The sequence below is a fragment of the Selenomonas sp. oral taxon 149 str. 67H29BP genome, from assembly GCF_000146365.1.
GTDB lineage: Bacteria > Bacillota > Negativicutes > Selenomonadales > Selenomonadaceae > Centipeda > Centipeda felix.
On the sequence record NZ_GL397087.1, the window covers coordinates 1,875,333 to 1,901,288 of the forward strand.

Sequence of the window (25,956 nt, forward strand, 5' to 3'; positions counted from 1 at the left end):
AAACCGAAGGAACTGCAGCGGATCGAAGATTGGGTTAACAACTATCCGCGCAAAATTTTCGGATATAAGTCAGCAAATGATATGTATGCTGCGATGATATAACTCGCTAAAAGTTTAACGAGACCTTGCGACAATTAAACTTGCAATGTGCCTCTGGCATACAATGCAGAAAAATTCCTTGCCATGCACTCGCTCCTATGATATAATGCGACTTGTCGCACAGCGGCATGGAGAGGTGTCCGAGTGGTCGAAGGTGCTTGACTCGAAATCAAGTGTGGTGATGAGCCACCGTGGGTTCGAATCCCACCCTCTCTGCCAGTAAAATCAAGGCTTCCGAGCATTTTGCTCAGAAGCCTTTTTCTGTTCTATTTTTATTTTTGACAGCCTTTTTGACAGCCTGGCTGTCACGGGGAATACTTTTCTTCACACTTGACTATTTTTTCCGTGATACCTTCCTGCATCTGTTCCGTGTTGTGCACATATCTATCCATCGTGAAGGATGCAGATGAATGACCAAGGCGCAGCTGTATCTTCTTCGCGCTGATCTCCTGCTCTGCAAGCATGGTTGCATGCGTGTGTCGAAAGGAGTGAAAGCGAAGATTCTTCGGCAAGTTCAGCTTCTCCTTCAAATCGGCGAAGATGTGCGTCAGGGCAGTCAGTGTCATGGGCTGACGTACATCTTTGAGGGAGCGGAAGATATAGTCATCCTTCGTGAGCCGAATGCCCTGCGATAGCAGCTGCTCGGCGAGCTTCTTTTTCCACGCGAGGAGATTCTGCACGGCAGCGGGGGAGAGTGTGACCGTGCGAACACTGTACGCCGTCTTGGGTGCGCCCTCATACTCCTTAGACCCGCGATTTCGTGCCTTGGAAACATGGATGAAAGCGGCATCCGCATCGAAGTCCGACCAGTGCAGCGCGACAATCTCTCCGCGACGCAATCCCGTTCCCCATGCAAAGGAAAAGAGGTGCTCGATCTGCGATCCACTCACGGCACTCATGAGCGCGTGATAAATTTCAGGTGTTACAATCCCTGTCGTTGTCGCCGTGTGTTTTGGCTTGCGGATGAATTCCATCGGATTGTTCTCGACCAGTTGTTCAAATTTTGCCGCCTTAAAGATGGAGTGAAGGAGCGTATAGACTGCCTGTCTTGTGCGATCTCCTGTGATCTGTGAGAGAACACGCTTTATTAGTGCAGGCTTTACATCATTGATCTTCATGTTGGGCGGGATGATGGAGAGGATGTACTTGTCCAGAAACCTGCGATAGGTCGTCAGCGTCGATTCTTCGAGTTTATCCACCTCGCGCTTTGTTTGTAAGAAAGTCTCGGCGAAGTTGTGGAATGCGTCAACGAGGAGGAAGTCGGAGAAGTTCGCGGCAAGTACACGCCGCCGCTCTACTTCTAAGTCTTTTAGACTGTAGGCGTAGATGTACCGCTTGACTCGCTCGCCCGTGATGGGATTCTCGACGGTCACGCTTGATTGATAGCGCCCGTCCTTGCGTTTGGTTGGCATTTGTCATTTCCTCGACCGTTCGGCGATCTCTTCCCTGTGCTTTTGGGAATATCCGGCGACGGCGTTCATCAGTGTTTCTTGCTTCGTCCCTGGGATAATACGAGAAGTTTTTCCGTTGGCACCACGATCAACACTGTCGCCACTTTGATCATAGGCAACCGCATCTATGTGAGTAATCATCTGATCCTTTAGATCGAATTTATCATAGAAAACTAGCCGTTTGATAACTTTTCCCCGAAAGGGGCGTTGCTGTGCATAGGCATCGTCGAGCTGCATATACCACCAAACGTAGATTGCATTTTCGTCCAGAGATTCTCCTTTTTGTTCAAACTTTATGCTCGCAGAATCGAAAAAGATTCCGACACGATCATCCGAATCCACCCATACCCAATTGGCCGCTGCGGCCGTTCCTGCCATCGTTAACGAGAAAAAGGCAGCCAACAGGAACGATAGAAACAGCTTTTTCATGGAAATAACCTCCTTACAAATCGCCCAGCTTCACGCCGCCTGCTGTCTTCCATAGGAGGCGTCCGTTGCTGCTGTTCCCAAGGACGACGGATGCCGCGGCAGACGGTGAGCTAAAGCCATGGTCACGCTGGAACACGCCGCCCTTGATGACGCCGTCCTGCTCAAGCATATCTCGGATGATGGCGTAGTTTAATGTCGTGAAGGCAGGGGCGACAGTCGAAGCGATGCGAGAGCCCTTCTGTACGGTGAACCCCTCGTTTGATTTGAAGCCGGTCGCATCGGCGTCCTTCGCCTTGCAGAAAAAGGCTTCCCCTTTCTTCTCCACAGTGCGCAGAGCATTATAGCCGAACGTACCGAGAAAGAGTCCAATCTCATCCATGAATTCCTCGGCAAAGAGAGCGTCACCGGCGCTAATCATGATGTTCTGATTCGACTGCTTCGTCTTTACCGTGTGTCCGTTGTTCGTGATCGTTTGGCAGAGTGCATGTTCCGCAAAATGCAGAATGGACTTGTTCAGATCGGCGGAGCAGAAGGCTACCGCCGTGATCCAGTCCTCCTTATTTTTCGCATGATTCAGTAGGCGATTGTATAGATTGGAGGATTCGCCGATGTATAGCGTCTCCACGCCCAGCAGCTCCCTCTCGTAGAAGAGGCAGTACACGCCGATGTTGCATTGCTGGATCTCTCCGGCAGCATCTGCCAGATGATCGCGCGGAATTTTCAGAGCTCTCGTATTCGAGCCTTTCCGCGATGCGAGAACAATTCCATCCATTGAGCCGTCGAAGAGCAGGAACTCGACGGCTTTTTTCTTTGTGTGCATCAGGGGGCCCTCCGTATCAGCAATCTATACGCTTCAGCTCCGCAAATTTCTCCGACACCCCGACAGATCGCGCAATCTGGTAGATAGAGCAGTCTTGTCCTAGATTTTTTGCAGAATATCTATGCCTACGGGGCTGTCCATATCCATGCGCATTACCTTAGATCAAATGATCTACCTATATTTTATAGAGATTTTGTCTCTTTTGCAAGATTGTCATTTCTCCTGCATAGCAAATCCATATACCGCTCAAAAGACCATTGACAGAAAGTGTTCGGCGTAGTAGCCTATACGAACATGGAAGGGGGGCGTTTCGTTGCCATTTTATACCTACAGCTATATTGAGCAAGTTGGACAGGCGAGCCATACGGCGTGGTATGTCGTCTCATTCCTCGCGCTCGCTGCGCTGCTTGTTGTGAGCATCAAGTATCTGCGCAGCAGCTTTTCCTCGCGCTACCGCGATCTTGTCGTCCTGCTGTTTCTGGCGGTGATCTTCCTCGGGGGCATGCAGTACGGCGACTACAACCGCATGAAGAGCGACCGCGAGCAGACCTCACGCATGGCACAGTTCGTGCAGAGCCTCGGGAAGGATCTCGATGTCCCTGTCAGTGATATCAAGGTGAACTCGACCAATCTGAAGCAGGGCATGCTCGTCGATGTAGAGGGCACGTTCTACGTGATTCATTTCAATGCGGACTACACGTCGTTTCAGTATGAACGCACGCATCTCCTGCGGCGGGATATACAGATCGTAGATAAGGAGGACTGAGATGATCGTCTACTCACTGGTACTCGCAAAACTCGCTCTCGGTCTGCTCTGTCTCATCGTGCAGATCAACCTCCTTGGCAAGGGCAACCTCGCCCCCACGTCCGCGACCGATCAGGTGCAGAACTACGTGCTCGGCGGCATCATCGGCGGTGTTATCTACACCAGTGCCATCTCTATGATTGACTTCCTCCTCGTGCTCGTCGCGTGGACGCTCCTCGTGCTCCTGCTGAAATATATCAAGGCGAACAACCGCCGCGTCAAGGAGATCGTTGACGGATCGCCTGCCATCCTCATCGAGCGCGGCAAAATCCTCATGGACGAGTGCATGCGGCAGGGGCTCCTCGCGCATGATCTCACGCTGAAACTGCGTCTGGCGGGCGTCTACTACATCAAGGATGTCAAGCGTGCCGTGCTCGAGCCGAATGGACAGCTCACCATCATCCAGTATGGTGAGGAAAATGCGCGCTATCCGCTCATCCTCGACGGGCAGGTCGATGAGGATATCCTTGAGCTCATCGAAAAAGACCACGTGTGGCTGAACGCTGCCCTGCGCGATGCGGGCTACGAACTAAAGAACGTCTACGTTGGCGAATACAAGGACGGCAATCTCGCCATCTATCCGTACGCGGAGTCCTAAAATTGGCAAAAACAGAGCCACGCGAAAGAGTTGCTTTCGCGTGGCTCTGCTTATCAATGACAGGAAGCCCCCAAGATCAGTGGATCTCGATCTGCTTGCGCTCAGGGGCAGATGCCGATTTCGGCAGGTTCACCTGCAGGACGCCGTCCTTGAACTCGGCGCGGATGTTCGCGTCATCGATGCCGTCGATGTAGAACGAGCGGCTGACTTCGCCCGTATGACGCTCGCGGCGGATGTAGCTGCCGTTGTCGTCCTTTTCGTCCTTTGACTCGTTGTGCGTCGCAGCGATGGTGAGGTAGCCATTCTCGTAGCGGAGACTGATGTCTTCCTTCGCCATGCCCGGCAAGTCGGCGCTCAGCTCGTAGTGGTCGCCGCTGTCCTTTACATCAACCTTGAATGAGGATGCCCCCCAGTTCGCTGCGGGGAAGCTGCTGTCGAAGAAGGAATCGCGCATGGCGTCGAAGAGATCAAACGGGGTATTATGCTCACGTGAGGTAAGCCCGCGATGTCCGCCAAAAGGTACAAGTCCAAACATGATGATCAACTCCTTAGGTTTTTTTGTTGGCTGATGCGCTGTTTGGTATTCGCCTCAGCCATGTGAATATCTTTATTGGGAAGGTGCTTCAATCACCTTTCGATTGTTATTATACTGCTAAAAGTCAAAAAGTCAATAGGTCAAAAAGAAAAAATTGAAAAATTTTTTTGTAACGATATAATAAAGGAACCACTGATAAAATGAAGTCCCTCGGATTGGCGCAGATTTTTTGTCCGTACGAGGCGGAAAACCGGACGCAGAGAGGGGCTCTGTGGAGGATTTTCTGCCGAAGTGCAGGCAAAAAGATGCGTCAAGATGGCGTGGCTGAGTTTAGCAGTGATTCCTGAATAAAGATATATGTTATTTCGTCAATGGAACTGGAGGAAACAATATGGCAGATACGGAAGTTCTTTTTATCGGCTACCCGAAGTGTTCGACGTGTCAAAAGGCGGAGAAATTCCTGCGTGCGCACGGCTGTGCGGCACCGATGCGCGACATTAAGACACAGAACCCGACGGCAGAGGAGCTGCGTGCGTGGCACAAGAAGAGCGGACTGCCGCTGAAGCGGTTCTTCAATACGAGCGGGATGATCTACCGCGACCGCGGGCTGAAGGATACGCTGCCGGAGATGTCGGAGGAGCAGCAGTACGCCGCGCTCGCCTCGGACGGGATGCTCGTGAAGCGGCCGCTCCTCATCACGAAGGACCGTGTCTTGGTGGGCTTTCGCGAGGCGGAGTGGGCAGAGCTGTTTGCGTAGGGGATGATCCCGCAGGCGCGTTTTGAAAGAAGGATTTCGATGAAACGAGAGTACATGGACGGCATCCTCTATGCGATGCTGTTTGCCGTGCCGGCCTACGTGCTGGGGCTGTATTTCCCCATTGTGGGCGGACCCGTGTTCGGCATTCTGCTCGGGATGCTGTTCGCGAAAAAGCGGCGTCCGGAGAAGACGGAGAGCGGCATCCGCTTTACGGGCAAGAAGATTCTCCAGTATGCGATCATCCTGCTCGGCTTTGAGATGAATCTCTTTCACGTTGTGGAGGTGGGAGAGCAGTCCCTCTATGTGATGGTCTTTACGCTCGCGGCAGCGTTCCTTGCGGCGCTTGTCGTGGGACGTTTGATGGGGCTTGATCGCGACATGACGGCGCTCGTTGGTGCGGGAACGGCGATCTGCGGCGGCTCGGCGATTGCGGCGGTTGCCCCTGTGATCGGGGCAAAGGATCGGGATGTGGTGATCTCGATTGCGACGATTTTCTTCTTTAACGTGATTGCGGTCTTTCTCTTTCCGTTCCTCGGGCACACGATGGGGATGTCCGATCAGGGCTTTGGCATGTGGGCAGGCACGGCGATCAACGATACGTCGTCCGTGGTTGCGGCAGGCTATGCGTACAGTCACGATGCGGGCGCGTATGCGACGATTGTGAAGCTGACGCGTACGCTGATGATCGTGCCGGTCTGCCTCTTCTTCGCGCTGCTCGTGATGCGCGGGGCGAAAAAGAGCGGCGCAGGGTTCTCTCTTCGGCGCATCTTTCCGATGTTCGTGCTCTACTTCATCGTCGCGTGCATTGTCAATACGACGGGCATTCTCCCCGCAGAGCTCTCGCATGGGCTGGGGATGCTCGGAAAGTTCGCGATTGTGCTCGCGATGAGTGCGATCGGGCTGAACACGGATCTCCCTTCGCTTGTCAAGAACGGGGCGCGGCCGCTTGCTCTCGGGATGGTGTGCTGGGCAGCAGTGGCGGTGACGTCGCTTATCGTTCAGCATGCATTGGGGCTGCTGTAAGGGGCGGGGGGACAATGAGGAATCAAAAAACCACGCATGAAAAAAACACAGCGACGGATGAACAGGATGTCGAGCTGCGGCCGTTTCCACCGTTTCTGCCGCCGCAGGCGACAGTGCTGATGATGGGGAGTTTTCCGCCGGCAAAGGAAAAGCGGGCGATGGCATTCCACTACCCGAACTTTCAAAACGATATGTGGCGCGTCTATGGGCTCGTGTTCTTCGGTGATGCAGCACATTTTCAGGTGCCGGGGGAGAAGGCTTTTGATGCGGAGCGCATCAAGGCGTTTCTCACGGAGCGCGGCATCGGCTCGTGTCCCGGCGTGCGGCGCGCCATCCGCACGCACGGCAATGCGTCCGACGCCTATCTGAAGGTCGTGGAGACGGTGGAGCTGCCCGAGATTCTGGCGCAGATCCCACAGTGCCGCCGCATCTGCACGACGGGCGGAAAGGCGACGGAGATCCTTTTTGATCTGCTCACGGCGGAGAAGAAGGGCAAGGATGTCAAGACGGGCGAGACCGTTCCTGCTCGCTGCGGTACGCGTGAGCTCCTCGTCACACGCCTTCCGTCCACTTCGCGTGCCTATCCGATGAAGCTTGAGAAGAAGGCGGAGGCGTATCGGCAGTTTTTCCGCACGGCGGGGTTCACGGTGACGGAGTAGGAGAATAAGACGAAAAAGGGACTGTCGCACGAAGTTTGTTGATCTGCCCCCAAAAGTTAGACTTAGGAAAACTAATTTTGGAGGCACTACATCTAGCTTCGAAGAGCAGTCCCTTCTATATGATTGTTATCTGTGAGGTGTGTATTGTATGGTGACGATATGCACTTCTTTTGTTTCTTTCAGCACACGATAGATATTTGATCGGAGATTCAATCCATTGTAAAACGGCACGATATGAGATGATTCATACCGTGCCGTTTTTGTATTCTCTTAGAACAAGTCGTTTGCGAGGACGATGGTCTGCTCGCGTGAGGGGCCGACGGAGATGACGCCGAGGGCAATGTCCGTGATCTCTGCCATGCGCTCGAGGTATTTGCGTGCCTTTTCGGGGAGGTCGCCGTAGCTGCGGATGCCGGAGATGTCCGTCTTCCAGCCCGGGAAGGTCTCATAGACCGGCTCGACCTCGGCGAGGACGTTGAGGCTTGCGGGAACGCCCTTGAGGAGCTCTCCCCTGTACTTGTAGCCCGTGCAGATCTTGATCTCGTCAAAGCCGTCAAGGATGTCGAGACGTGTGACCGCCATGTAGTCGATGCCCGAGAGCATCCCCGCATGGCGGACGACGACGGCGTCGAGCCAGCCGGTACGACGCGGACGCCCCGTGACGGTGCCGAACTCATGTCCCGCCTCACGCAGTTTCTCTCCGATGGGGTTCAGCTGCTCCGTGGGGAAGGGACCCTCGCCGACGCGTGTGCAGTATGCCTTGACAACACCGACGACCTTGTCGATCTTCTTCGGCGCAACCCCCGCGCCGATGGTGACGCCGCCCGAGATGGGGTGTGAGGCGGTGACGTAGGGGTAGGTGCCGTAGTCGATGTCCAGCATGGTCGCCTGTGCGCCCTCGAAGAGAATTTTGCGCCCCGCGGCGATCTCCTCGTTGATGAGGGGAATGGTGTCGGTGACGAGCGGACGCAGACGTTCTGCGTAGCCCTGGTACTCCTTCAGCACCTCGTCATAGTCAAGGGGCTCGTGGTGGTAGACAGCGGCGAGCTCTGCGTTCTTGTTGTCGAGGTTTTTCTTAAGCTTCTTGGCAAACTCTGCGCCGTCCATGAGGTCACAGACGCGGATGCCGATGCGGTCGTCACGATCCATGTAGCAGGGGCCGATGCCGCGTCCTGTGGTGCCGATCTTGTCTGCGCCGCGCTGGGCGTCGCCGATGCCGTCCATCAATCGGTGGTAGGGCATGACGACGTGCGCACGGTCGGAGATGCGAATGTTCGATGTGTCGATGCCGCGCGCCGCCATGGCGTCCATCTCCTGCAGACAGATCTCGGGGTCAAAGGCGACGCCGTTCGCGATGATGTTGTGCGTGCCTTTGTAGAGGATGCCTGAGGGCAGGAGGCGGAGTTTATACTCTTCGCCTGCCGCGACGACGGTGTGTCCCGCATTGCAGCCGCCTTGATAGCGGACGACGGTGTCTGCCTTGCTCGCGAGGTAGTCGACGATTTTCCCTTTGCCCTCGTCGCCCCACTGCGTTCCCGTAATAACGATGGTTGACATAATGAGTCCCCCTTATTTCTTCTCCTTAGAGATCAAATCGTGCAAAGATGTCGTCGACGTTGCGCAGGAAGTACTGGTAGTCAAAGCACGCGTCGATTTCCTCCTTCGTGAGGTGGGCGGAGATGTCGGCGTCCTTCTCGACGTTCGTGCGGAAGTCCTCCTTGTCGAGCCAGCGCTTCATGGCGTTGCGCTGCACCCAGACGTAGGCGGTCTGACGCAGGATGCCCTTGTTGACGAGTGCCGTGAGGATGCGCTGACTGTAGATGAGACCGCCCGTGCGGTTCATGTTGTGCAGCATGGCGTCCGGGTAGACGAGGAGCTTGTCCACGATGCCGGTCAGCTTGTGCAGACAGTAGTCCACATTGATCGTGCTGTCGGGCAGGATGACGCGCTCGACGGAGGAATGCGAGATGTCGCGCTCATGCCAGAGGGTGATGTCCTCCATCGCCGCGACGGCGTTGCCGCGCACGAGTCGTGCCATGCCCGAGACACGCTCGCAGTTGATCGGATTGCGCTTGTGCGGCATCGCCGACGAGCCCTTCTGTCCCGCCTTGAAGAACTCCTCTGCCTCACGGATGTCCGTGCGCTGGAGGTTGCGGATCTCGGTGGCGATCTTTTCCAAGGTGCTCGCGATGATGGCGAGTGTCGTGACGAACTCGGCGTGGCGGTCACGCTGGATGACCTGTGTCGCCAGACGGACGGGCGTCAGCCCCAGTTTTTTGCACGTCAGTTCCTCGATGCGCGGGTTGATGTTGGAGTACGTGCCGACCGCGCCCGAGAGCTTGCCGACGGAGACGATTTTCTTGGCATGCGTAAGACGCTCGATGTCGCGCTCGATCTCCGCACTCCAGAGCAGAAGCTTCAGCCCAAAGGTCATCGGCTCCGCGTGGATGCCGTGTGTACGTCCGATGCACGGCGTATGACGGAACTCGTTCGCGCGGCGGCGGAGCACGGTGCGGAATTCCTGCAGATCGTCGAGGATGATGGCGGCGGCGTCGCGCATCATGACGCAGTATGCCGTGTCCTTCACGTCGCTCGAGGTGAGTCCCTTGTGGATGTATTTCGAGTCCTCTCCGATATTCTCCTCGAGGTTCGTGAGAAAGGCAATGATGTCGTGGTCGGTGGTCTTTTCGATCTCGTTGATGCGCGCGACGTCAAACTTCGCCTTTGCCTTGATGTTCTCTACGGCGGCGGCGGGGATCTCGCCCAGTTCCGCCATTGCCTCACACGCAGCGATCTCGACGTTCAGAATGGTCTGCCACTCGTTCTGAATCGACCAGAGATGCCCCATCTCCGGGCGTGTATAGCGTTCTATCATGTGCGTCCTCCTGCCTGAAAATAAACAAATTTATCCTGCACTATCATATATCTCCATGGGACGATTGTCAATGTTATGCGGAGACAGCGTTTTGTATACGGGATATTCTCATGCGGATTTCAGGGTTCTTACGATATAATAGAAATGTTTATTGCGGAGGGGGCGATCGGATGTTCCGCCGGATTCTTGCTGTCGGCGATGTGCACGGGGAGGCAGACGGGCTCGAACGTCTCTGGAAGAAGATTGCGTTTGACGATGAGCGGGATCTGCTCGTCTTTCTCGGCGACTATATTGACCGCGGCACCGCGCCTGTCCGTGCCCTGCAGTTCGTGCAGCGGCAGGTGGAGAAGTACCGCAATGTCCACGCACTCATGGGCAACCACGAGGCGATGATGCTCAGCTATATTGATGCGTATGGACTGGGGCGCACGATCATGGGGCACTTCGATCTTTGGCTGGCGAACGGCGGCAGGATCACGAGGAAGCAGCTTGCCGCTCTGCCAAAGGCGGAGGCGGAATCGCTGACGGCATTCGTTCGGTCACGCCCGATTTCCTTCCGCACATCGCATGCCGGTGAGGACATTCTCTTCGTTCATGCGGGTGTGAATCCTGCGGCAGAGGACTGCCGGGAGGATATGCTTTGGATTCGTGAGAAGTTTTTCGCGGGGTATCACGGCAGCACGCTGGTTGTTGTCGGACATACGCCGACGCAGATGCTGCGGCGCGGCGGCGCAGCGGTGCCGCTCTTTCTGCCGAACAATATCATCGCCTGCGACACGGGCGCGTATCTGCCCGGCGGACGCATCAGCTGTGTGGACACGGCGCACTATCTGCGCCTGCGAGCGGGCGGACATGCGCTCACGGCGGGAGAACGCGCATCCTGCTATATGCAGGCGGAGCGCGGGTAAGGCTCGTGTGATTCCTTAGATGTATCAGTGATTCCTTTATATAGGAGAGAGGAAGAAATTGATGGAAAGGAAAAAGACGTTTACGCGCCGTACGTTTATCAAGGCGGCGATAGCGGCGGGGACAGCCGCTGCAGGCGGTGCGGCGCTCTGGAAGCTTGCCGGTATGGAGTGGCTGCGCAGGAAGGGTCTGCATCCCTTTCCCAATACTCTCTATATCGAACGCCTGCGGCAGATCATCACCTCGGATCCCGGGAGCAGCCGTGTCCTCATGTGGGAGACCGATGCAGACGGGATGGATCAGATGGTCGAGATACGGGCGGAGAACTCGGAGGAAATCCGGCGCATCCCTGTGAACGATGCAGCGTTTTCCGATGATGGTGTGACGGTGTATCAGTATACGGCGGAGATCGACAGGCTGGTACCGGGGACGAAGTATCGCTATCGCATTGCGGCGAATGACGGGGCGACGGGCTGGCAGGAACTCTATACCCCTGCTGCTGATGCACCGTATAAGATGCTTCTTTTTCCCGACAGCCAGTCGAGCGACTATGCGGATTGGCAGCAGCTTGCACATCTTGCGTGGGCACGCAACACAGATGCCGCGTTTTTTGCCTGCCTTGGCGACCTCGTGGACAACGGCGAGGATCGTGCGCAGTGGACAGCGTTCTTCACCGGGCTGGATGAGATGGAGCGCGTGATTCCGATAGCTCCCGTCATGGGGAATCATGAGACCTATGACCGCCAATGGGAGACGCGTCTGCCGACGGCATACCTGAACTACTTTAAGACGCCGCGCAACGGGAGCAGAAAATTCGAGCGGTACTACTATTCCTTTGATTACGGTAATGTGCACTATGTTGTGCTCTGCACGCAGCAGAAGGAGATCGACGGCTTTAAGAGCGGGATGGTCGAGGAGCAGCTCGCGTGGATCCGCCGCGATCTGAAGGCACACCGCAAGAAGTGGAATATCGTCCTCATGCATAAGGATGTATTGCAGTACCGTATTCATGGACGCCCTGAGCGCAGTGAGGGTATTGATGAGGAGATCGGCCGGGTGTGGATGCCCGTCTTTGACGAGCTGCTCATCGATGTTGTTTTCACAGCGCATCTGCATACCTATCGCAATCGCGGGCATATCTACGCGTTTGTCAAAACGCCGGAGCAGAAGGGACCACTCTACATCCTCACGGGTGTTGCGGGGAATGTGCGCTATCCAAATCTCTGGATCGACCATGCCTTTGACGAGGTGACGCTCCCGCAGCCGGAGACGGACAACTATCTCACGATGGAGGTCCGGGATGATCGGCTTGAGATCGCGTGTTTCCTGTCCGACGGCACGGAGATGGATCGCGTGAAGGTGACGAAACGGTAAGGGGATCGTCCGCTCGTGTGTGAGGGACAAGGAGGGACTGCTGCACAAAGCTTCGGCTTCGTGAAGCAGTCCCGTCTTTTTTATATGCAATCGATATACAATTTTGGTAAACCTACATAGAATATTCTGGTTGACAATAAATAAAATAGCGAGTAAGATAAAGCAGGTCTATGAGTCTGTCAGTTTTTATGGAGGTATCTGAAGATTATGAAGTTACGTGAAGTAATCCTATGCGGGCTGTTTATCGCGCTTATTACGGTCGGGACGTTCGTGCGCATCCCTGTGGGTACGGATGTCTACACGCTGCAGTTCCTCTTTACCCTGCTCGCGGGGCTGATGCTCGGTGCGCGGCTCGGTGCGCTCGCCATCGGCACGTATGTACTCATGGGGCTCGTGGGAATTCCCGTGTTCGCCTCGGGCGGCGGCCCTGCCTACGTGCTTCAGCCGACGTTCGGCTATCTCGTCGGCTTCATCCTGCAGGGCTGGGTGACGGGCGCGCTGGCGCGCCGCGGCGTGCCGACGTTCCGGCGTGCACTTGCCGCGTGTGCAGCAGGCATGGTGGTGCTCTATGCCCTCGGCATCCCGTATTTCTACTTCATATCGAACTACATTATCGACGCGCCGATCGGTTTCTGGGTGGCGGTCTGGTACTGCGGCGTGCTGCAGGTTCTGCCGGACTTCCTGCTCTGCGTCGCGGCGGCGTACGTCGGGATTCGCCTCTACAAGGCGGGGCTCTGGATTCGTGAGACGCAGGAGACGCAGAGCACTGCTCCCGTGCAGGGGGCAGCAGTGCATGCGAATCGCATGGATGGCTGACGGGAGGCGTATCATACGTGGGTAAGGCGTTATTTGTCACGGGAACGGGGACGGACATCGGCAAGACGTATGTCACGGGGCTGATTGTGAAGTGTCTCCGTGACGCGGGATTTGCGGCGGGCTACTATAAGGCGGCACTCTCGGGCGCGGAGGTCGCCGCGGACGGTACGCTCCTGCCGGGTGATGCGCTCCATGTGGCGCGTGTCGCGGAGCTCGATGCGGCGGATGTCACTGTCTCCTATGTCTATCGCGATGCGGTCTCGCCGCATCTCGCGGCGCAGATCGAGCACCGCCCGATGGATTTTGCAAAGGTGGCGCAGGACTACCGCCGCGCGAAGGAGCGCACGGACTATCTGACGGTGGAGGGGAGCGGCGGCATTATCTGCCCGCTGCGCTGGGACGGCGATGAGCACGTCGTCCTTGACGATCTTGCCGTGCGGCTGGGGCTCGCTGCGCTCGTTGTTGCCGATGCAGGGCTCGGAACGATCAATGCCGCTGTGCTGACGGCAGAGCATCTCTATGCGCGCGGCATTCCCCTGCAGGGCTTTATCTTCAACAATTGGCAGGGCGGTCTGATGCAGGAGGACAATGTGCGGATGGTCGAGGAGATCACGGGAGCGCGTGTCTTGGCGCGTGTGGCGCACGGCGCGGCGGAACTGCCGATGAGGGCGGATGCGCTTGCCGCGCTGTATGAGTAATGTGTGTTTAGGGAAGCACTGATCAATTCAGCCCGCGGCTCTTGACGCCTATTTTCCCGCACTTCGGCGGAAAATCTACGCCAATCCGGGGGACTGTTCTATCCGTGATTCCGCAGGAGGAGAGCTTTTATGCCGACGATTGAGGAGCGTGACCTGCGCCATATCTGGCACCCGTGTGCGCAGATGAAGGACTATGAGCAGCTGCCGCCGATGGTGATCGATCACGCAAAGGGGGCATGGCTCTACGATGTGTACGGCAAGGGCTATCTCGATATTATCAGTTCGTGGTGGGCAAATCTCCTCGGACATACGAACGAGAAGATCGATGCGCGGATTACGGCGCAGCTGAGGCGGCTCGAGCACGTCGTCTTTGCGAATTTCTCCCATCGTCCCGCGATTGAGCTTGCAGAGCGGCTGGCGATGCTCGTGCCCGAGGGACTGACGAAGTTCAATTTCAACGATAACGGCTCGTCCGCTGTAGAGGCGGCGCTCAAGATGGCGTTTCAGTACTGTCAGCAGACAGGGCGTACGAAAAAGACGCGGTTTATGTGCCTTTCTGAAGGGTATCACGGAGGGACAATCGGGGCGCTCTCCGTGGGGGGCGTGGATCTCTTTGCCGAGATGTACAAGACGATGATGATGGACAACATCCATATCGAGGCGCCCGACTGCTATCGCTGCCCCTATGGGGAGACGCGCGACAGCTGCTCCTGCGCGTGTTTTGAGCATGCGGAGCGTGCCTTTGCCGCACACGGACACGAGACGGCGGCGATGATCGTCGAGCCGCTCCTGCAGGGGTGCGCGGGGATGCGCATCTACCCCGAGGACTATCTCAGGAAGCTGCGCGCCCTCTGCGACGCATACGATGTCCTGCTCATCGCCGACGAGATTGCGACGGGGTTCGGGCGCACGGGACGGCTCTTTGCGTGTGAGCGTGCGGGCATCACGCCCGATCTCATGTGCCTCTCAAAGGGGCTGACAAGCGGCTATATGCCTACCGCGATCACCGTCGTCAAGGAAAAGATCTACGACGCGTTCTATGCGGACTGGAGCGAGGGCAAGGCGTTCATGCAAGGTCACACGTATGCGGGCAATCCGCTCGGATGCAGCGCGGCGCTCGCCGTGCTCGACATTCTCGATGAGGAGAATATTCTGGAGCGGGCGGAGGAGACAGCATCGTGGCTGACTGCGCGCATGACGGAGACGTTCGGTGCGCATCCGAACGTCGGTGAGATCCGCCACATCGGGCTGATTCATGCGGTTGAGCTGGTTGAGGATCGCGAGGCAAAGCGTCCCTTTGATCCCAGTCGCCGCCTTGGCTATGCGATCTATCGCCGTGCGCTCCGGCACGGGCTGCTCCTGCGCCCGCTCGGCGACGTGCTTTACTTCAATCCGCCGCTGAACATCGGGCGCGATGATCTTGACACGGCGATCACGCGGATGAAGCAGTCGATGGATGAGGTGCTGGGGAGATAAAGAAGGATGGCGGACTGCTGTACGAGGGGCGATGAACCTTGTACGGCAGTCTTTTTCGTAGAGAGTAATTTTCACTGATTGAACGGGGGACGTATTCCATGCTATAATAGCATCATTCGAATTCGTGCAAAGGGAGGTGTGGCAATGCCGCTGGATGAGTTTGCGTGGCGCGTGCGCCTCGCACGCCGACGCAGGGCGAGTCAGCGTAAGTTTCGCGCGGCAGCAGGGGTGATCGTCCTGGCAATCGCCGTCCTCGCGTGGTATCTCGGCTACTACATACAGCGTCCCGCCTACGCTCTCGAGCAGGCGGCGGCAGCGCTCACCGCGCATGATGCGGAGGCGTTTCAGCGGCGCGTGAATATCAATGCTGTAACGGCGGCGGGATATGACGATCTCACCTACGTCCTCTTTTCGGGCGATACACATCTGAAGGAAAAAGAACGAAATAAATCGGGAAAGTTCTACGAGAGCATCAAGGACAGCGTCGCAGGCGGGATGGCGCAGAGCATTTTGACGGCGGTCGGGAGCGGGACGTGGCCGACCCCTGAGGGCGTAGACCCGCTGAAGGGACGCCAGCTCGGCATCGACTTTGAGTATCTCATGGAGTGCAGCCACCTGCGCGACACGACCCTCCTGCACATCGACAGCGTTGTGCGGGACGGGAGCACCGCAATGGCGAACATTACCGTGCGCGACGAGGGGACCGACCTAGAGTTCCCCCTGCAGCTGCGCATGGAGCGCGGCGATACGGGCTGGCAGGTCGTGCGCATCGTGAACTATCGTTCCTATCTCGAGGCAGTGCAGAAGGCGGCGGCGAGCAACCTCGGGCGCTACATCGACGCGACGCGCCCGATTGTCGACCGCTATAACGGCGTTTTCCGCTCGAAACAGCGGGAGTTCCGCAATCTGACCGAGACGGGACGCAGTACCTATACGACGGTGTACCGCAAGTCGCTGACACATCTCCTGCAGGAGGATATGATTCCCCTGCTCAAGAAGTATCAGAAGGAGCTGGACGGCGTAGATGTTCCCCACGGCGCACAGTATCTTGCTGCACAGCGCAAGGCGGCGACCGAGGCGTTTATCGGCGCGTATGAGAGCTTTGTGAAGGGGCTGAACGGAGGGACGCCCGAGGACTTTGCACGGGCGGAGACCCTGCACAAGATGGCGCTCTCCTATGATCTGCGTGTCGGCGACATGATCCGCCGCGGTGCGGTAAGTGCGGAGACGCCCGCAACACCATAAATATGAATGAAAGAAGGGGTGTTGTACGAAGCCGAACGCTTCGTACAACACCCCTTTTGTGCCCCTTCCACCGCTTACGCGGTCCCCCTTCCCCGTGATAACGGGGAAGGCTTTGTATAACGGCATAGCAGCGCGTCGATGAGGCTAGATTCCTTTGCTCTTACGATCAGAACGCGGGGACAATCGCGCCCTTGTACTTATCGTTGATGAAGTTCTTGACCGTCTCAGAGTGGAGCGCCTTGACGAGCGCCTGAATCTCGGGGCGGTTCTCATCGCCCTGGCGGACGACGAGGATGTTGACGTACGGCGAGGTCTTGTCCTCCATGATGAGGGCGTCGCGCGTCGGCACGAGATCCGCCTGCATTGCCCAGTTCGTGTTGATGACGGAGATATCGACGTCATCCAGTGTACGCGGGAGCTGCGGCGCCTCGATCTCCTGGATCTTGAGGTGCTTCGGGTTGTCGACGATGTCCTGCACCGTCGCCGTCGTACCGGCACCGTCCTTCAGCTTGATGAGGTTCGCACGCGCGAGGAGCAGCAGCGCACGGCCGCCGTTCGTCGGATCGCTCGGGATGGAGACGGATGCGCCGTCCTTCAGCTCGTCGAGTTTCTTGATCTTGTGCGAGTAGACGCCCATCGGCTCGATGTGGACACCGAGAACGTTCACGAGCTTCAGCTCGGGGTGTTCCTCAATAAAATTCTTCAGGTATGGCTCGTGCTGGAAGAAGTTCGCGTCGATTTCCTTATCGTTCGTGGCGATGTTCGGCTGAACGTAGTCGTTGAACTCGACGATTTCGAGCTTTACGCCTTCCTTTTCGAGCTCGGGGCGGATCGCCTCGAGGATCTCCGCATGGGGAACGGGCGATGCACCGACCTTGACGACCTTCTCCGCCTTGGCGTTGTCGGCGGGTTTGTCTGCGCTGCCGCCGCAGCCGGCGAGGGCAAATGCAGTGACGGCAAGCACAAGAGCGAGCAGTTTTTTCATAAAATACCTCCTTAAAAAATTTATCTCTTATTCAGCCGCGCAGCGAGGGTGTTGCCCACGAACTGCACGAGCTGGACGAGAACGATGAGAATGACGACGGTCGCGAGCATGATGTCGGGACGGAATCGCTGATAGCCGTAGCGGATCGCGAGATCACCAAGACCGCCGCCGCCGATCGCACCGGCCATGGCGGACTCGCCGACGAGTGCGATGACGACCGTCGTGAGCTGGCTGACGATGCCGGGCATGGACTCCGGCAGGAGCACGCGCGTCACAATCTGCAGCGGCGTCGCCCCCATGGAGAGCGCCGCCTCGATGAGACCGTGCGGCACCTCGCGCAGCGAGGTCTCCACCTGCCGTCCGATGAACGGGACCGAGGCGATGACGAGCGGCACCATCGCCGCCGTCGTGCCGATCGCCGAGCCGACGATGAGACGAGTCAGCGGGATGATTGCCACCATCAGGATGATGAACGGGATGGAGCGGATCGCGTTGACCACCGCGCCGATCGAGCGGTTCACCGCCGGCGCATCGAGGATCTCGCCCCGCGCTGTCACGTGCAGGAGCACGCCGAGCGGGATGCCGAGCGCACTCGAGATGACCATACTGACCGCGACCATGTAGACCGTCTCTCCGAGTGCCTTAGTCAGCAGGGGAATCATTTCGGCGGACATAGCCGATCACCTCCTGTTTCAAATGCTGTTCCGAGAGATAGTCGATGGCGCGCTGTATCTCCTCCGGTGCGCCGCGCATCCCGATGATCATACGCCCGAACGGCAGCTCCTTGATCTGGTCGAGTGTACCGAAGAGCATCGTCACCTCAATGGTTGGGAAGCGGCGGATCATCTCCGCGAGCACGGGATCGTCCGCGCGCTCGCCGAGGAATGTGAGGCGCAGGAGCATATAGCTCCCCTCGCTCGGCGTTTTCTCGACGGGATTGCCACGGAACGCCGTCGGCAGCTCGTTCGACAGGAGCACACTGATGAACTCCTTCGTGATGGGCTGCTGCGGTGCGGTGAACACATCCACCACATCGCCTTCCTCGGCGATGATGCCGCCGTCGAGGACGGCAACGCGGTCACAGATATCCTTGATGACCTGCATTTCATGCGTGATGACGACGACGGTCAGTCCCATGCGGCGGTTGATGTCGCGGATGAGCGCGAGGATGGACTTCGTTGTCTGCGGGTCGAGCGCCGAGGTTGCCTCGTCACAGAGCAGTACCTTCGGATCTCCTGCGAGTGCGCGTGCGATGCCGACGCGCTGCTTCTGCCCGCCCGAGAGATGGCTCGGGTAGGAATTTGCCTTGTCGCCGAGCCCGACCAGCGTGAGCAGCTCCGTCACCTTGGGGCGGATCTCCTCGGCAGACTTCCCTGCGAGCCGCAGCGGGAACGCCACGTTGTCGTAGACCGTCGCGGAGGACAGCAGGTTAAAGTGCTGGAAAATCATGCCGATGTGCCGCCGCTCCTCGCGCAGCTCGCTCTCCGAGACCTGCATGAGATCGCGTCCATCCACGAAAACTGCGCCGCTCGTCGGGCGCTCAAGCATATTGATGCAGCGGATGAGCGTGGACTTCCCTGCACCCGACAGACCGATGATGCCGTAGATGCTGCCTCGCTCAATCGTGAGATCGATGCCGCGCAGAGCGTGCACATCGCCTGCGTATGTTTTGACAATATTCTTTAGCTGTATCATTTGTAGCCTTTCTTTATCGATACCGATTAAACGTAGCATAGACGCGCCGCTTTGTCAATGACTTCGCCGTTTGATGAAGGACGTGTCGTGTAGGATTGTCAATTATATGTTACACAGGAGAGAAGGAGAGAAAGGGTCTCATGAGGAGACTTCCATTTATTGTGACACCGTGCCTATCTGCATAGGAAAGAATCGCTTGATAGTACTCGATGTCTTGTGTTATGTTTTTCATGAGAAAGCCTCCTTTGTGTGTGGCTTGTTTGCGTAGATAGAGCATAACACAAATTGGCTTCCTCTTTTTATTTACTTGCGTACCATATCTATAGGAATCGCTGATAAAATGAAGTCCGTCGGATTGGTACAGATTTTTTGTCCTGTCAAGAAGACAAACCGGACGCATAGCAGAGGCTATGTGGAGGATTCTAGGGCACAGACAGGGCGAAAAAGATGTGCTAAGACGGCGGTGCTGAATTTATCAGTGCTTCCTATAGTATAGCCAAGCACTATGACGGCGAGATCCGCTTTAGGGAGGAATAACCATGGATAACCAGATGGTAGAAGTACTAAACCGTATTCGCTTTGCAGAGAGGTATCAAGCGCTCCGCATACAGTATTCTTTTGATCTAGAAGAGAGCTTTGAAGACTACGATAATCAGCATGTCTTGGAAATGCTTCAAGAGATAGGTTATACATCTGTGAAATATTGGAGAAAAGAGAATTTTTTTCAAGCAAAAAAGAAGAGCAACGTATATGAATTTAGATACCATATTTGTATAAAGTATGGTGTCGCTGAATTGATGTGGTACGCCATGAAGGATAATAAATATTATGAAGGGGGTACTTTCCCTTGTTTAGAATATGAGCTGCTGAATTTGGAAAACTGCAACTACCCGCCCCTTTTCCGTAATTACAAAGATTTGCATGAAATTCTCACAGTTGCATTCCAAATATGCGAAGATATGACAACTGAGTTTTTGAACGTATATGGTGACCCTATCTCGCGGCGGAGACCCTCGTGCTGAAGGACAAGACACTCTGGAAGCACGGCGCGGCGGAGGAGGTCATCGATGAGGCGGGCATGAGTGCACTCTACGGGCTGCCCGTCCACATCGCTCAGATCGGCACGCGCACGGTCTGCGTCGGCGGGGATATTGCGTGAAAAATTTCCGATAAAGCAGGAAAAACGCGGGGGGGGGGGAGAATAACTAATCATCGTTATTATTTTGGAAGCGGCAAAGGAGTGCTGACTATGACAATGCGGGTGAATGGAGAAGCGCCGTCTGTATACGCGGCGGCAAAGACGACGAACGCAAACGCGGCACAGAAAAACGATGCGGCACAGACGGGGCGCGTGGAGACACCCGCGTACCGTGTCGAGATCAGTGCTCGCGGACGCGACGAGAGCGATGGTGCATACATCGCGCGTCTGATGAGTAGCACCACGCGCTACGACGGCGAGATCAAGGCAGGCTCGATGGAGGAGTTCTACACATCGTGGCGTGCGAAGCAGAAGGAGCTGACGGAGTGCGCGGCGGAGAAGAACAGCGAGGTTCTCATATTGCCTGAGCCATATTCGGACGAGTTGTATTGGAAGGGCGATCAGATACTCGGCATCAACATCTACGCCGAGCACTGGACAGAGAAAAAGGGTGTAGAGAATCCTCTGTATGCGGAGGCGGACGAACACTTTGAGTCGTATCGAAATGTCCTCGGCAAGGTGCGTGCAGGCGGTGCATCTGCGTTCCGGCAGTACAATCTGAAGTTCGCGGGGATGGCGGCGCTTGCGAATACCGCCTATGCGGACGAAGAGCTCGGCAAGCGTATCGCGCGTGGACATACAACGAGGGCGGAGTATACGCGTGCAAAGTCGTACGCAAACGAACTCCAAAACCGTGCGGGTGTCTTTGTTGCAGTCGATTTTAGTTCGCCATCGACTAAGTTTGCCGCGCGGATTCGTTACGAGTATAATGGTTCACTTGCGAACATCGGTGTCAAGGAACTAGATTTCATGGCGCGCCATAAGGAAGCGGGTGACGTGTGGGTCAAGGCAGCACAGGGCGCGTACAAGAACCATGCGGAGATTACAGCGGCGCTCAAGGACGCAGGACTGGATGATACAGCCACGGCCTATCAGGAATTTGTCGGCGGCTTGACCCGCCGTCACTATTCTTTGGATGAGGCGATGAGAGCGAACTTCTCTTATGCACATGGCGAACTCTGGGAGGCGGCAACGAACGATGCGGACGGCTATGACCGCTTGCAGCATTCCATGCGCGACAATGATAACGCTTCGATTCGCTATACGCAGGGAGAGATGAGCCGCGCACTTTCGGACGGCGCAGATGAAATCAAGTTCCTTCACCGTCTCAGCCGTCAGCGCGATCCCCTTCACCTCATCCAGACGGCGGATGGTCACTGGGTAAAGGCGAATGAAGCACAGCAGAGCGACAAGAGTGCACGCCGCCATGACAACCCGCTCGATCAGGAACTGGCGAACCTGCACAAACAGCTTGCCGAGGTGAAGAAGTCCGCGATGAGTGACGATCAGAAACAGCCGCTCATCACCTCCATCCAGAACCGCATCAACACCATCCTTGCACAGCGCCTCTCGGAACTGACGGCAGAGAGCAAGAAGAACAAATACACGTGAGCGATGTGCTCCTTTGAACCGCATGGCAAAGTCATGCGGTTTTTGAGGGAAAAAATTCATACGATGAAAAATTTTTCTTGACACGGGTATTGCCAATGTAGTATCATACAATGACCTATTGACGTAAGTATGGGATTTGTGCGCCTTTTTTCAGGGGAGGACGCCGCGCAGTATGCTGTGCGGTTAGAAAGGACAAGAGAGCAAGGTACTCACATGGCTGCCTTGTTCTTTTTGTGTCTGTTCAATTCTGAGAGCGGCGCTCAGATGCCAGAGGATATTCCAGCGAAAGGGTGACAGCGTTCATGTTCAATCCTGTGTCGGTCGGCCGTCGAACCCGCTACAGCTACGCGCGGATCAAAGAAGTGATGGAGATGCCGCATCTTCTTGACATCCAGCGCGAGAGCTATCGGTGGTTTCTCGAGGTGGGGCTTGCGGAGATTTTCCGCGACATCTCGCCCATTCAGGATTTCTCCGGGAATCTCATCCTTTCCTTTGAGTCGTTTGCGCTCGGTGAGCCGAAGTACGATCTCGATGAGTGCAAGGAGCGCGATGTGACGTATGCCGCGCCCCTGCGCGTCAACGTGCGCCTCGTGAACCGTGAGACGGGCGAGATCAAGGAGCAGGAGGTCTTCATGGGCGATTTCCCGCTCATGACGGATACGGGGACGTTCATCATCAACGGCGCAGAGCGCGTCATCGTCAGTCAGCTCGTCCGCTCGCCCGGTACGTACTACGGTGTGGAAATCGATACGACGGGCAAGGAGCTCTACAACGCGACGATGATCCCGAATCGCGGCGCGTGGATCGAGCTGGAGACGGATGCAAACGACATCGTCTCCGTGCGTATCGATCGTACGCGCAAGATGCCCGTGACCTATCTCATCCGCGCCCTCGGCTACGAGACGGACGCGGAGATTCGTGCGCTCTTCGGCGACGATCCGCGCATGCTCGCAACGATCGAGCGCGATACGGACGAAGTCAAGACGCGCAGCCGCGCGGTCATCGAGATTTACCGCCGTCTGCGTCCGGGTGAGCCCGCGAACGAGGACAATGCGCGTCAGCTTCTCGAGACGCTGTTCTTTGACCCGCGCCGCTACGACCTCGCGACGGTCGGCCGCTACAAGCTGACGAAGAAGCTCGGCTGGCGCCGCCGCCTGTTGGGCAAGGTGCTCGCCGAGCCCGTTGTGGACGTGGAGACGGGCGAGATCGTCTTCCCGAAGGGCGAGCCGATCACGCCTGCGATGGTGGATGCGGTCAGCGAGGAGCGCGAGACGGCGCTCTTCGGCGACGGCGAGCTCATCGCATTTCAGGTACAGAAGCCCGACGGCGATATCTATCGGATGCTCTGCGCACCGACGCGCGACTATCAGTACCGCACGGTGACGCGCGAGGACATCATGGCGGCGATCAGCTACCTCCTCGGCCTCATGGACAGCTTTGGCAATACGGACGACATCGACCATCTCGGCAACCGCCGCGTGCGTGCCGTGGGCGAGCTGCTGCAGAACCAGTTCCGCATCGGCCTCTCGCGCATGGAGCGCGTCGTGCGCGAGCGCATGTCGATCCAGGAGACGGAGAGCATCACGCCGCAGGGGCTCATCAATATCCGCCCCGTCGTGGCGGCGGTAAAGGAGTTCTTCGGCTCCTCGCAGCTCTCGCAGTTCATGGATCAGCACAACCCGCTCTCCGAGCTGACGCATAAGCGCCGCCTCTCGGCACTCGGCCCCGGCGGTCTCTCGCGCGAGCGCGCGGGCTTTGAGGTGCGCGACGTTCACAACTCGCACTACGGCCGCATGTGCCCGGTCGAGTCGCCGGAAGGTCCGAACATCGGTCTCATCGGCTCGCTCGCCAACTATGCGCGTGTGAACCGTTTCGGCTTTATGGAGACGCCGTATCGCCGCGTGGACAAGGAACATCACCGCGTGACGGAGGATGTGCGCTACCTCACGGCGGACGAGGAGGACGATCTCATCATCGCGCAGGCGAATGAGCCGCTCGATGCGAATGAGTACTTTGTCAACGAGCGCGTGACGGCACGTTTCCACGAGGAGACGGGACTGCATCCGCGCGAGCGTGTGGACTATATGGACGTGTCGCCGCGCCAGGTCTTCTCCATCGCAACGGCGATGATCCCGTTCCTCGAAAACGACGATGCGAACCGTGCCCTCATGGGTGCGAACATGCAGCGTCAGGCGGTGCCGCTCCTGCGGACGCAGGCGCCGCTCGTCGGTACGGGCATGGAGTACAAGGCGGCGTGCGACTCGGGCGTTATGGTGCTCGCAAAGCACGCCGGCGAAGTCACGGACGTTACAGCAGATGCGATCACCGTCCGCTCGGACGAGGGCGCATTTGATACCTATAAACTGCAGAAGTTCATCCGCTCGAACCAGGCGACCTGCATCAACCAGAAGCCGCTCGTCTACGCGGGCGACCGCGTGACGGAGGGGCAGCCCATCGCCGACGGTCCCTCGACGGACAACGGCGAGCTCGCCCTTGGCTACAATATTATTGTTGCCTATATGCCGTGGGAGGGCTACAACTACGAGGACGCCATCCTCCTCAGCGAGAATCTTGTCAAGCGCGATCTCTACACCTCGATCCACATCGAGGAGTATGAGTGCGATGCGCGCGACACGAAGCTCGGCCCCGAGGAGATCACGCGCGACATCCCGAATGTGGCGGAGGAAGCGCTCAAGGATCTCGACGAGGACGGCATCATCTCCATTGGTGCGGACGTGCGCCCCGGCGATATCCTCGTCGGCAAGGTCACCCCCAAGGGCGAGACGGAGCTGACGGCAGAGGAGCGCCTGCTGCGCGCGATCTTCGGCGAGAAGGCACGCGAGGTGCGCGATACCTCGCTGCGCGTGCCGCACGGCGAGGCGGGCAAGATCATCGACGTGAAGATCTTTACCCGTGAGAACAACGATGAACTGCCGCCCGGCGTCAACCGCCTCGTGCGCGTCTATATTGCACAGAAGCGCAAGATCTCGGTCGGCGACAAGATGTCCGGCCGTCACGGGAACAAGGGTGTCGTCTCGCGCATCATGCGCCAGGAGGACATGCCGTTCCTGCCGGACGGCACGCCGGTCGATATCGTGCTGAACCCGCTCGGCGTTCCGTCGCGTATGAACATCGGTCAGGTCTTGGAGACGCATCTCGGCATGGCGTGCCGCGTCCTCGGACAGCGCATCAAGGACGGCGATCCGACGGTGGAGGGCGATCTCCGCGCGGCGGGCTATGATTTCGATAAAAACGGGATGCCCGTGCCCGACGTGGCCGGAATCCACATCGCGACCCCGGTCTTTGACGGCGCGGGCGACGACGACGTATTCGGCACGATCCGCGCGGCGGGACTTCCCTCCGACGGCAAGACCGTGCTCTACGACGGCCGCACGGGCGAGCCGTTCGAGAACCGCGTCACGGTCGGCTGCGTCTACATGCTGAAGCTGCATCATCTGGTTGACGACAAGATTCATGCGCGCTCCACGGGGCCGTACTCGCTCGTCACGCAGCAGCCGCTCGGCGGCAAGGCGCAGTTCGGCGGACAGCGTTTCGGTGAGATGGAGGTCTGGGCACTCGAGGCATACGGCGCGGCGTACACCCTGCAGGAGATCCTGACGGTGAAGTCCGACGACGTGGTCGGCCGTGTCAAGGCATACGAATCCATCGTCAAGGGGGACAACATCCCCGAGCCGGGCGTACCCGAGTCGTTCAAGGTGCTCATCAAGGAGCTGCAGGCGATCGGCCTCGACATCAAGGTACTCAATGAGGACGCGAAGGAAATCGCGATCCGCGACGAGGAGGACGAGGACATCAACGAAAAGGCACGTTCTCTCGACCTCGATGTGGAGGGCGTGGACGAGAACGGTGCCGCACCGCCTCCTCCTGCGGATGACTACGAGGAGAACGTGGAGGCTGAGGAGTCTGCGGATGAGGATCTCATCGCTGACCTCGGCACCGACGAGGATCTCGCGGCGGACGACATGGATGCGATTCTCCATGGCGGACTGGACGACATCGACGATCCTCATGAGGACGATCTATAAGGAAGGGAGTGGCA

At 57.3% G+C, this 25,956-nt stretch carries 25 protein-coding genes and 1 tRNA gene; 17 read left to right on the forward strand and 9 right to left on the reverse strand.

Translation table 11 applies throughout. The annotated features are described in order from the left end of the window. Window positions 1–229 precede the first annotated feature (229 nt). Window positions 230–318: transfer RNA gene (locus HMPREF9166_RS08885), tRNA-Ser, on the forward strand. Between the two features lie 86 nt (window positions 319–404). Here the strand turns inward: HMPREF9166_RS08885 and HMPREF9166_RS08890 are convergent. From HMPREF9166_RS08890 to HMPREF9166_RS08900, 3 genes are read right to left on the reverse strand one after another with little or no spacing between them, the layout of a single operon-like run. Then, window positions 405–1,511, reverse strand: coding sequence for a tyrosine-type recombinase/integrase (locus HMPREF9166_RS08890; RefSeq protein WP_009753680.1), 1,107 nt, complete (start codon window positions 1,509–1,511; stop codon window positions 405–407). Between the two features lie 3 nt (window positions 1,512–1,514). Next, window positions 1,515–1,979, reverse strand: coding sequence for a hypothetical protein (locus HMPREF9166_RS08895; protein ID WP_009753681.1), 465 nt, complete (start codon window positions 1,977–1,979; stop codon window positions 1,515–1,517). Window positions 1,980–1,992: 13 nt separating this feature from the next. Next, window positions 1,993–2,799 carry a GIY-YIG nuclease family protein gene (locus HMPREF9166_RS08900; protein WP_009753682.1) on the reverse strand — a complete coding sequence of 269 codons (807 nt, stop codon included), beginning with the start codon at window positions 2,797–2,799 and terminating at the stop codon, window positions 1,993–1,995. 313 nt (window positions 2,800–3,112) lie between these two features. Between HMPREF9166_RS08900 and HMPREF9166_RS08905 the strand changes: the two genes are divergently transcribed. Together HMPREF9166_RS08905 and HMPREF9166_RS08910 are read left to right on the forward strand one after the other, a co-directional pair. After that, entirely contained in the window at window positions 3,113–3,565 is a 453-nt protein-coding gene (locus tag HMPREF9166_RS08905) for a DUF3290 domain-containing protein (RefSeq protein WP_009753683.1), read from the forward strand. 1 nt (window position 3,566) lies between these two features. Then, on the forward strand, window positions 3,567–4,202 hold the full coding sequence (locus HMPREF9166_RS08910) for a DUF421 domain-containing protein (RefSeq protein ID WP_009753684.1): 636 nt from the start codon (window positions 3,567–3,569) through the stop codon (window positions 4,200–4,202). Window positions 4,203–4,278: 76 nt separating this feature from the next. Here HMPREF9166_RS08910 and HMPREF9166_RS08915 read toward each other — a convergent pair whose 3' ends face one another. Next, entirely contained in the window at window positions 4,279–4,737 is a 459-nt protein-coding gene (locus HMPREF9166_RS08915) for an Hsp20/alpha crystallin family protein (RefSeq protein ID WP_009753685.1), read from the reverse strand. A gap of 391 nt (window positions 4,738–5,128) precedes the next feature. Between HMPREF9166_RS08915 and HMPREF9166_RS08920 the strand changes: the two genes are divergently transcribed. Genes HMPREF9166_RS08920 through HMPREF9166_RS08930 form a run of 3 tightly spaced genes read left to right on the forward strand, consistent with a single transcriptional unit; the run spans window position 5,129 to window position 7,176 of the window. Next, the gene (locus HMPREF9166_RS08920) at window positions 5,129–5,494 is read left to right on the forward strand and encodes an arsenate reductase family protein (protein ID WP_009753687.1); all 366 of its coding nucleotides are present in this window, start codon (window positions 5,129–5,131) and stop codon (window positions 5,492–5,494) included. 39 nt (window positions 5,495–5,533) lie between these two features. Next, a complete protein-coding gene (locus HMPREF9166_RS08925; protein ID WP_039981296.1) occupies window positions 5,534–6,517 on the forward strand; it encodes a YeiH family protein in 984 nt (327 codons plus the stop codon). 14 nt (window positions 6,518–6,531) lie between these two features. Next, window positions 6,532–7,176, forward strand: coding sequence for a DNA glycosylase (locus HMPREF9166_RS08930; protein ID WP_009753689.1), 645 nt, complete (start codon window positions 6,532–6,534; stop codon window positions 7,174–7,176). A 270-nt stretch (window positions 7,177–7,446) separates the two neighbouring features. On the opposite strand, the gene HMPREF9166_RS08935 is transcribed toward HMPREF9166_RS08930, so the two are convergent. Together HMPREF9166_RS08935 and purB are read right to left on the reverse strand one after the other, a co-directional pair. Next, a complete protein-coding gene (locus HMPREF9166_RS08935) occupies window positions 7,447–8,733 on the reverse strand; it encodes an adenylosuccinate synthase (protein WP_009753690.1) in 1,287 nt (428 codons plus the stop codon). 25 nt (window positions 8,734–8,758) lie between these two features. Continuing rightward, window positions 8,759–10,051 carry an adenylosuccinate lyase gene (gene purB, locus HMPREF9166_RS08940; protein ID WP_006690502.1) on the reverse strand — a complete coding sequence of 431 codons (1,293 nt, stop codon included), beginning with the start codon at window positions 10,049–10,051 and terminating at the stop codon, window positions 8,759–8,761. A 170-nt stretch (window positions 10,052–10,221) separates the two neighbouring features. Here purB and HMPREF9166_RS08945 point away from each other — a divergent pair, with 170 nt between their 5' ends. The 6 genes from HMPREF9166_RS08945 to HMPREF9166_RS08970 all read left to right on the forward strand — a co-directional run bounded on the left by HMPREF9166_RS08945 (window position 10,222) and on the right by HMPREF9166_RS08970 (window position 16,566). Next, on the forward strand, window positions 10,222–10,959 hold the full coding sequence (locus HMPREF9166_RS08945; protein WP_009753691.1) for a metallophosphoesterase family protein: 738 nt from the start codon (window positions 10,222–10,224) through the stop codon (window positions 10,957–10,959). A 61-nt stretch (window positions 10,960–11,020) separates the two neighbouring features. Next, window positions 11,021–12,331: a metallophosphoesterase family protein gene (locus HMPREF9166_RS08950; protein WP_009753692.1), complete on the forward strand. Its 1,311-nt coding sequence runs from the start codon at window positions 11,021–11,023 to the stop codon at window positions 12,329–12,331. Window positions 12,332–12,538: 207 nt separating this feature from the next. Further along, on the forward strand, window positions 12,539–13,147 hold the full coding sequence (locus HMPREF9166_RS08955) for a biotin transporter BioY (RefSeq protein ID WP_009753693.1): 609 nt from the start codon (window positions 12,539–12,541) through the stop codon (window positions 13,145–13,147). A 17-nt stretch (window positions 13,148–13,164) separates the two neighbouring features. Continuing rightward, on the forward strand, window positions 13,165–13,845 hold the full coding sequence (bioD, locus tag HMPREF9166_RS08960) for a dethiobiotin synthase (protein ID WP_009753694.1): 681 nt from the start codon (window positions 13,165–13,167) through the stop codon (window positions 13,843–13,845). A 129-nt stretch (window positions 13,846–13,974) separates the two neighbouring features. Beyond that, window positions 13,975–15,321, forward strand: a complete 1,347-nt coding sequence (gene bioA / locus HMPREF9166_RS08965) for an adenosylmethionine--8-amino-7-oxononanoate transaminase (protein WP_009753695.1) — start codon at window positions 13,975–13,977, stop codon at window positions 15,319–15,321. Between the two features lie 144 nt (window positions 15,322–15,465). Beyond that, window positions 15,466–16,566, forward strand: coding sequence for a DUF2939 domain-containing protein (locus HMPREF9166_RS08970; RefSeq protein ID WP_009753696.1), 1,101 nt, complete (start codon window positions 15,466–15,468; stop codon window positions 16,564–16,566). A 166-nt stretch (window positions 16,567–16,732) separates the two neighbouring features. Here HMPREF9166_RS08970 and HMPREF9166_RS08975 read toward each other — a convergent pair whose 3' ends face one another. From HMPREF9166_RS08975 to HMPREF9166_RS08985, 3 genes are read right to left on the reverse strand one after another with little or no spacing between them, the layout of a single operon-like run. Beyond that, entirely contained in the window at window positions 16,733–17,551 is an 819-nt protein-coding gene (locus tag HMPREF9166_RS08975) for a MetQ/NlpA family ABC transporter substrate-binding protein (protein ID WP_009753697.1), read from the reverse strand. Window positions 17,552–17,571: 20 nt separating this feature from the next. Next, the gene (locus HMPREF9166_RS08980; protein ID WP_009753698.1) at window positions 17,572–18,225 is read right to left on the reverse strand and encodes a methionine ABC transporter permease; all 654 of its coding nucleotides are present in this window, start codon (window positions 18,223–18,225) and stop codon (window positions 17,572–17,574) included. After that, window positions 18,194–19,246 (reverse strand): methionine ABC transporter ATP-binding protein, encoded by a 1,053-nt coding sequence (locus HMPREF9166_RS08985; protein ID WP_039981298.1) that lies wholly within the window; start codon window positions 19,244–19,246, stop codon window positions 18,194–18,196. The genes HMPREF9166_RS08980 and HMPREF9166_RS08985 overlap by 32 nt, the downstream gene beginning before the upstream one ends. Window positions 19,247–19,586: 340 nt before the next feature. Between HMPREF9166_RS08985 and HMPREF9166_RS13140 the strand changes: the two genes are divergently transcribed. The 5 genes from HMPREF9166_RS13140 (at window position 19,587) to rpoB (ending at window position 25,942) form a co-directional block, all read left to right on the forward strand. Further along, window positions 19,587–19,742, forward strand: a complete 156-nt coding sequence (locus HMPREF9166_RS13140; protein WP_071586087.1) for a secretion protein HlyD — start codon at window positions 19,587–19,589, stop codon at window positions 19,740–19,742. Between the two features lie 43 nt (window positions 19,743–19,785). Further along, window positions 19,786–20,268 carry a hypothetical protein gene (locus HMPREF9166_RS08990; RefSeq protein WP_009753701.1) on the forward strand — a complete coding sequence of 161 codons (483 nt, stop codon included), beginning with the start codon at window positions 19,786–19,788 and terminating at the stop codon, window positions 20,266–20,268. Continuing rightward, window positions 20,262–20,405, forward strand: coding sequence for a hypothetical protein (locus HMPREF9166_RS12580; protein ID WP_009753702.1), 144 nt, complete (start codon window positions 20,262–20,264; stop codon window positions 20,403–20,405). The genes HMPREF9166_RS08990 and HMPREF9166_RS12580 overlap by 7 nt, the downstream gene beginning before the upstream one ends. Window positions 20,406–20,495: 90 nt before the next feature. Beyond that, entirely contained in the window at window positions 20,496–21,896 is a 1,401-nt protein-coding gene (locus tag HMPREF9166_RS08995; RefSeq protein ID WP_009753703.1) for a hypothetical protein, read from the forward strand. Between the two features lie 302 nt (window positions 21,897–22,198). Then, complete coding sequence (gene rpoB, locus HMPREF9166_RS09000; protein ID WP_039981299.1) at window positions 22,199–25,942, forward strand: DNA-directed RNA polymerase subunit beta; 3,744 nt, start codon at window positions 22,199–22,201, stop codon at window positions 25,940–25,942. Window positions 25,943–25,956 lie beyond the last annotated feature (14 nt).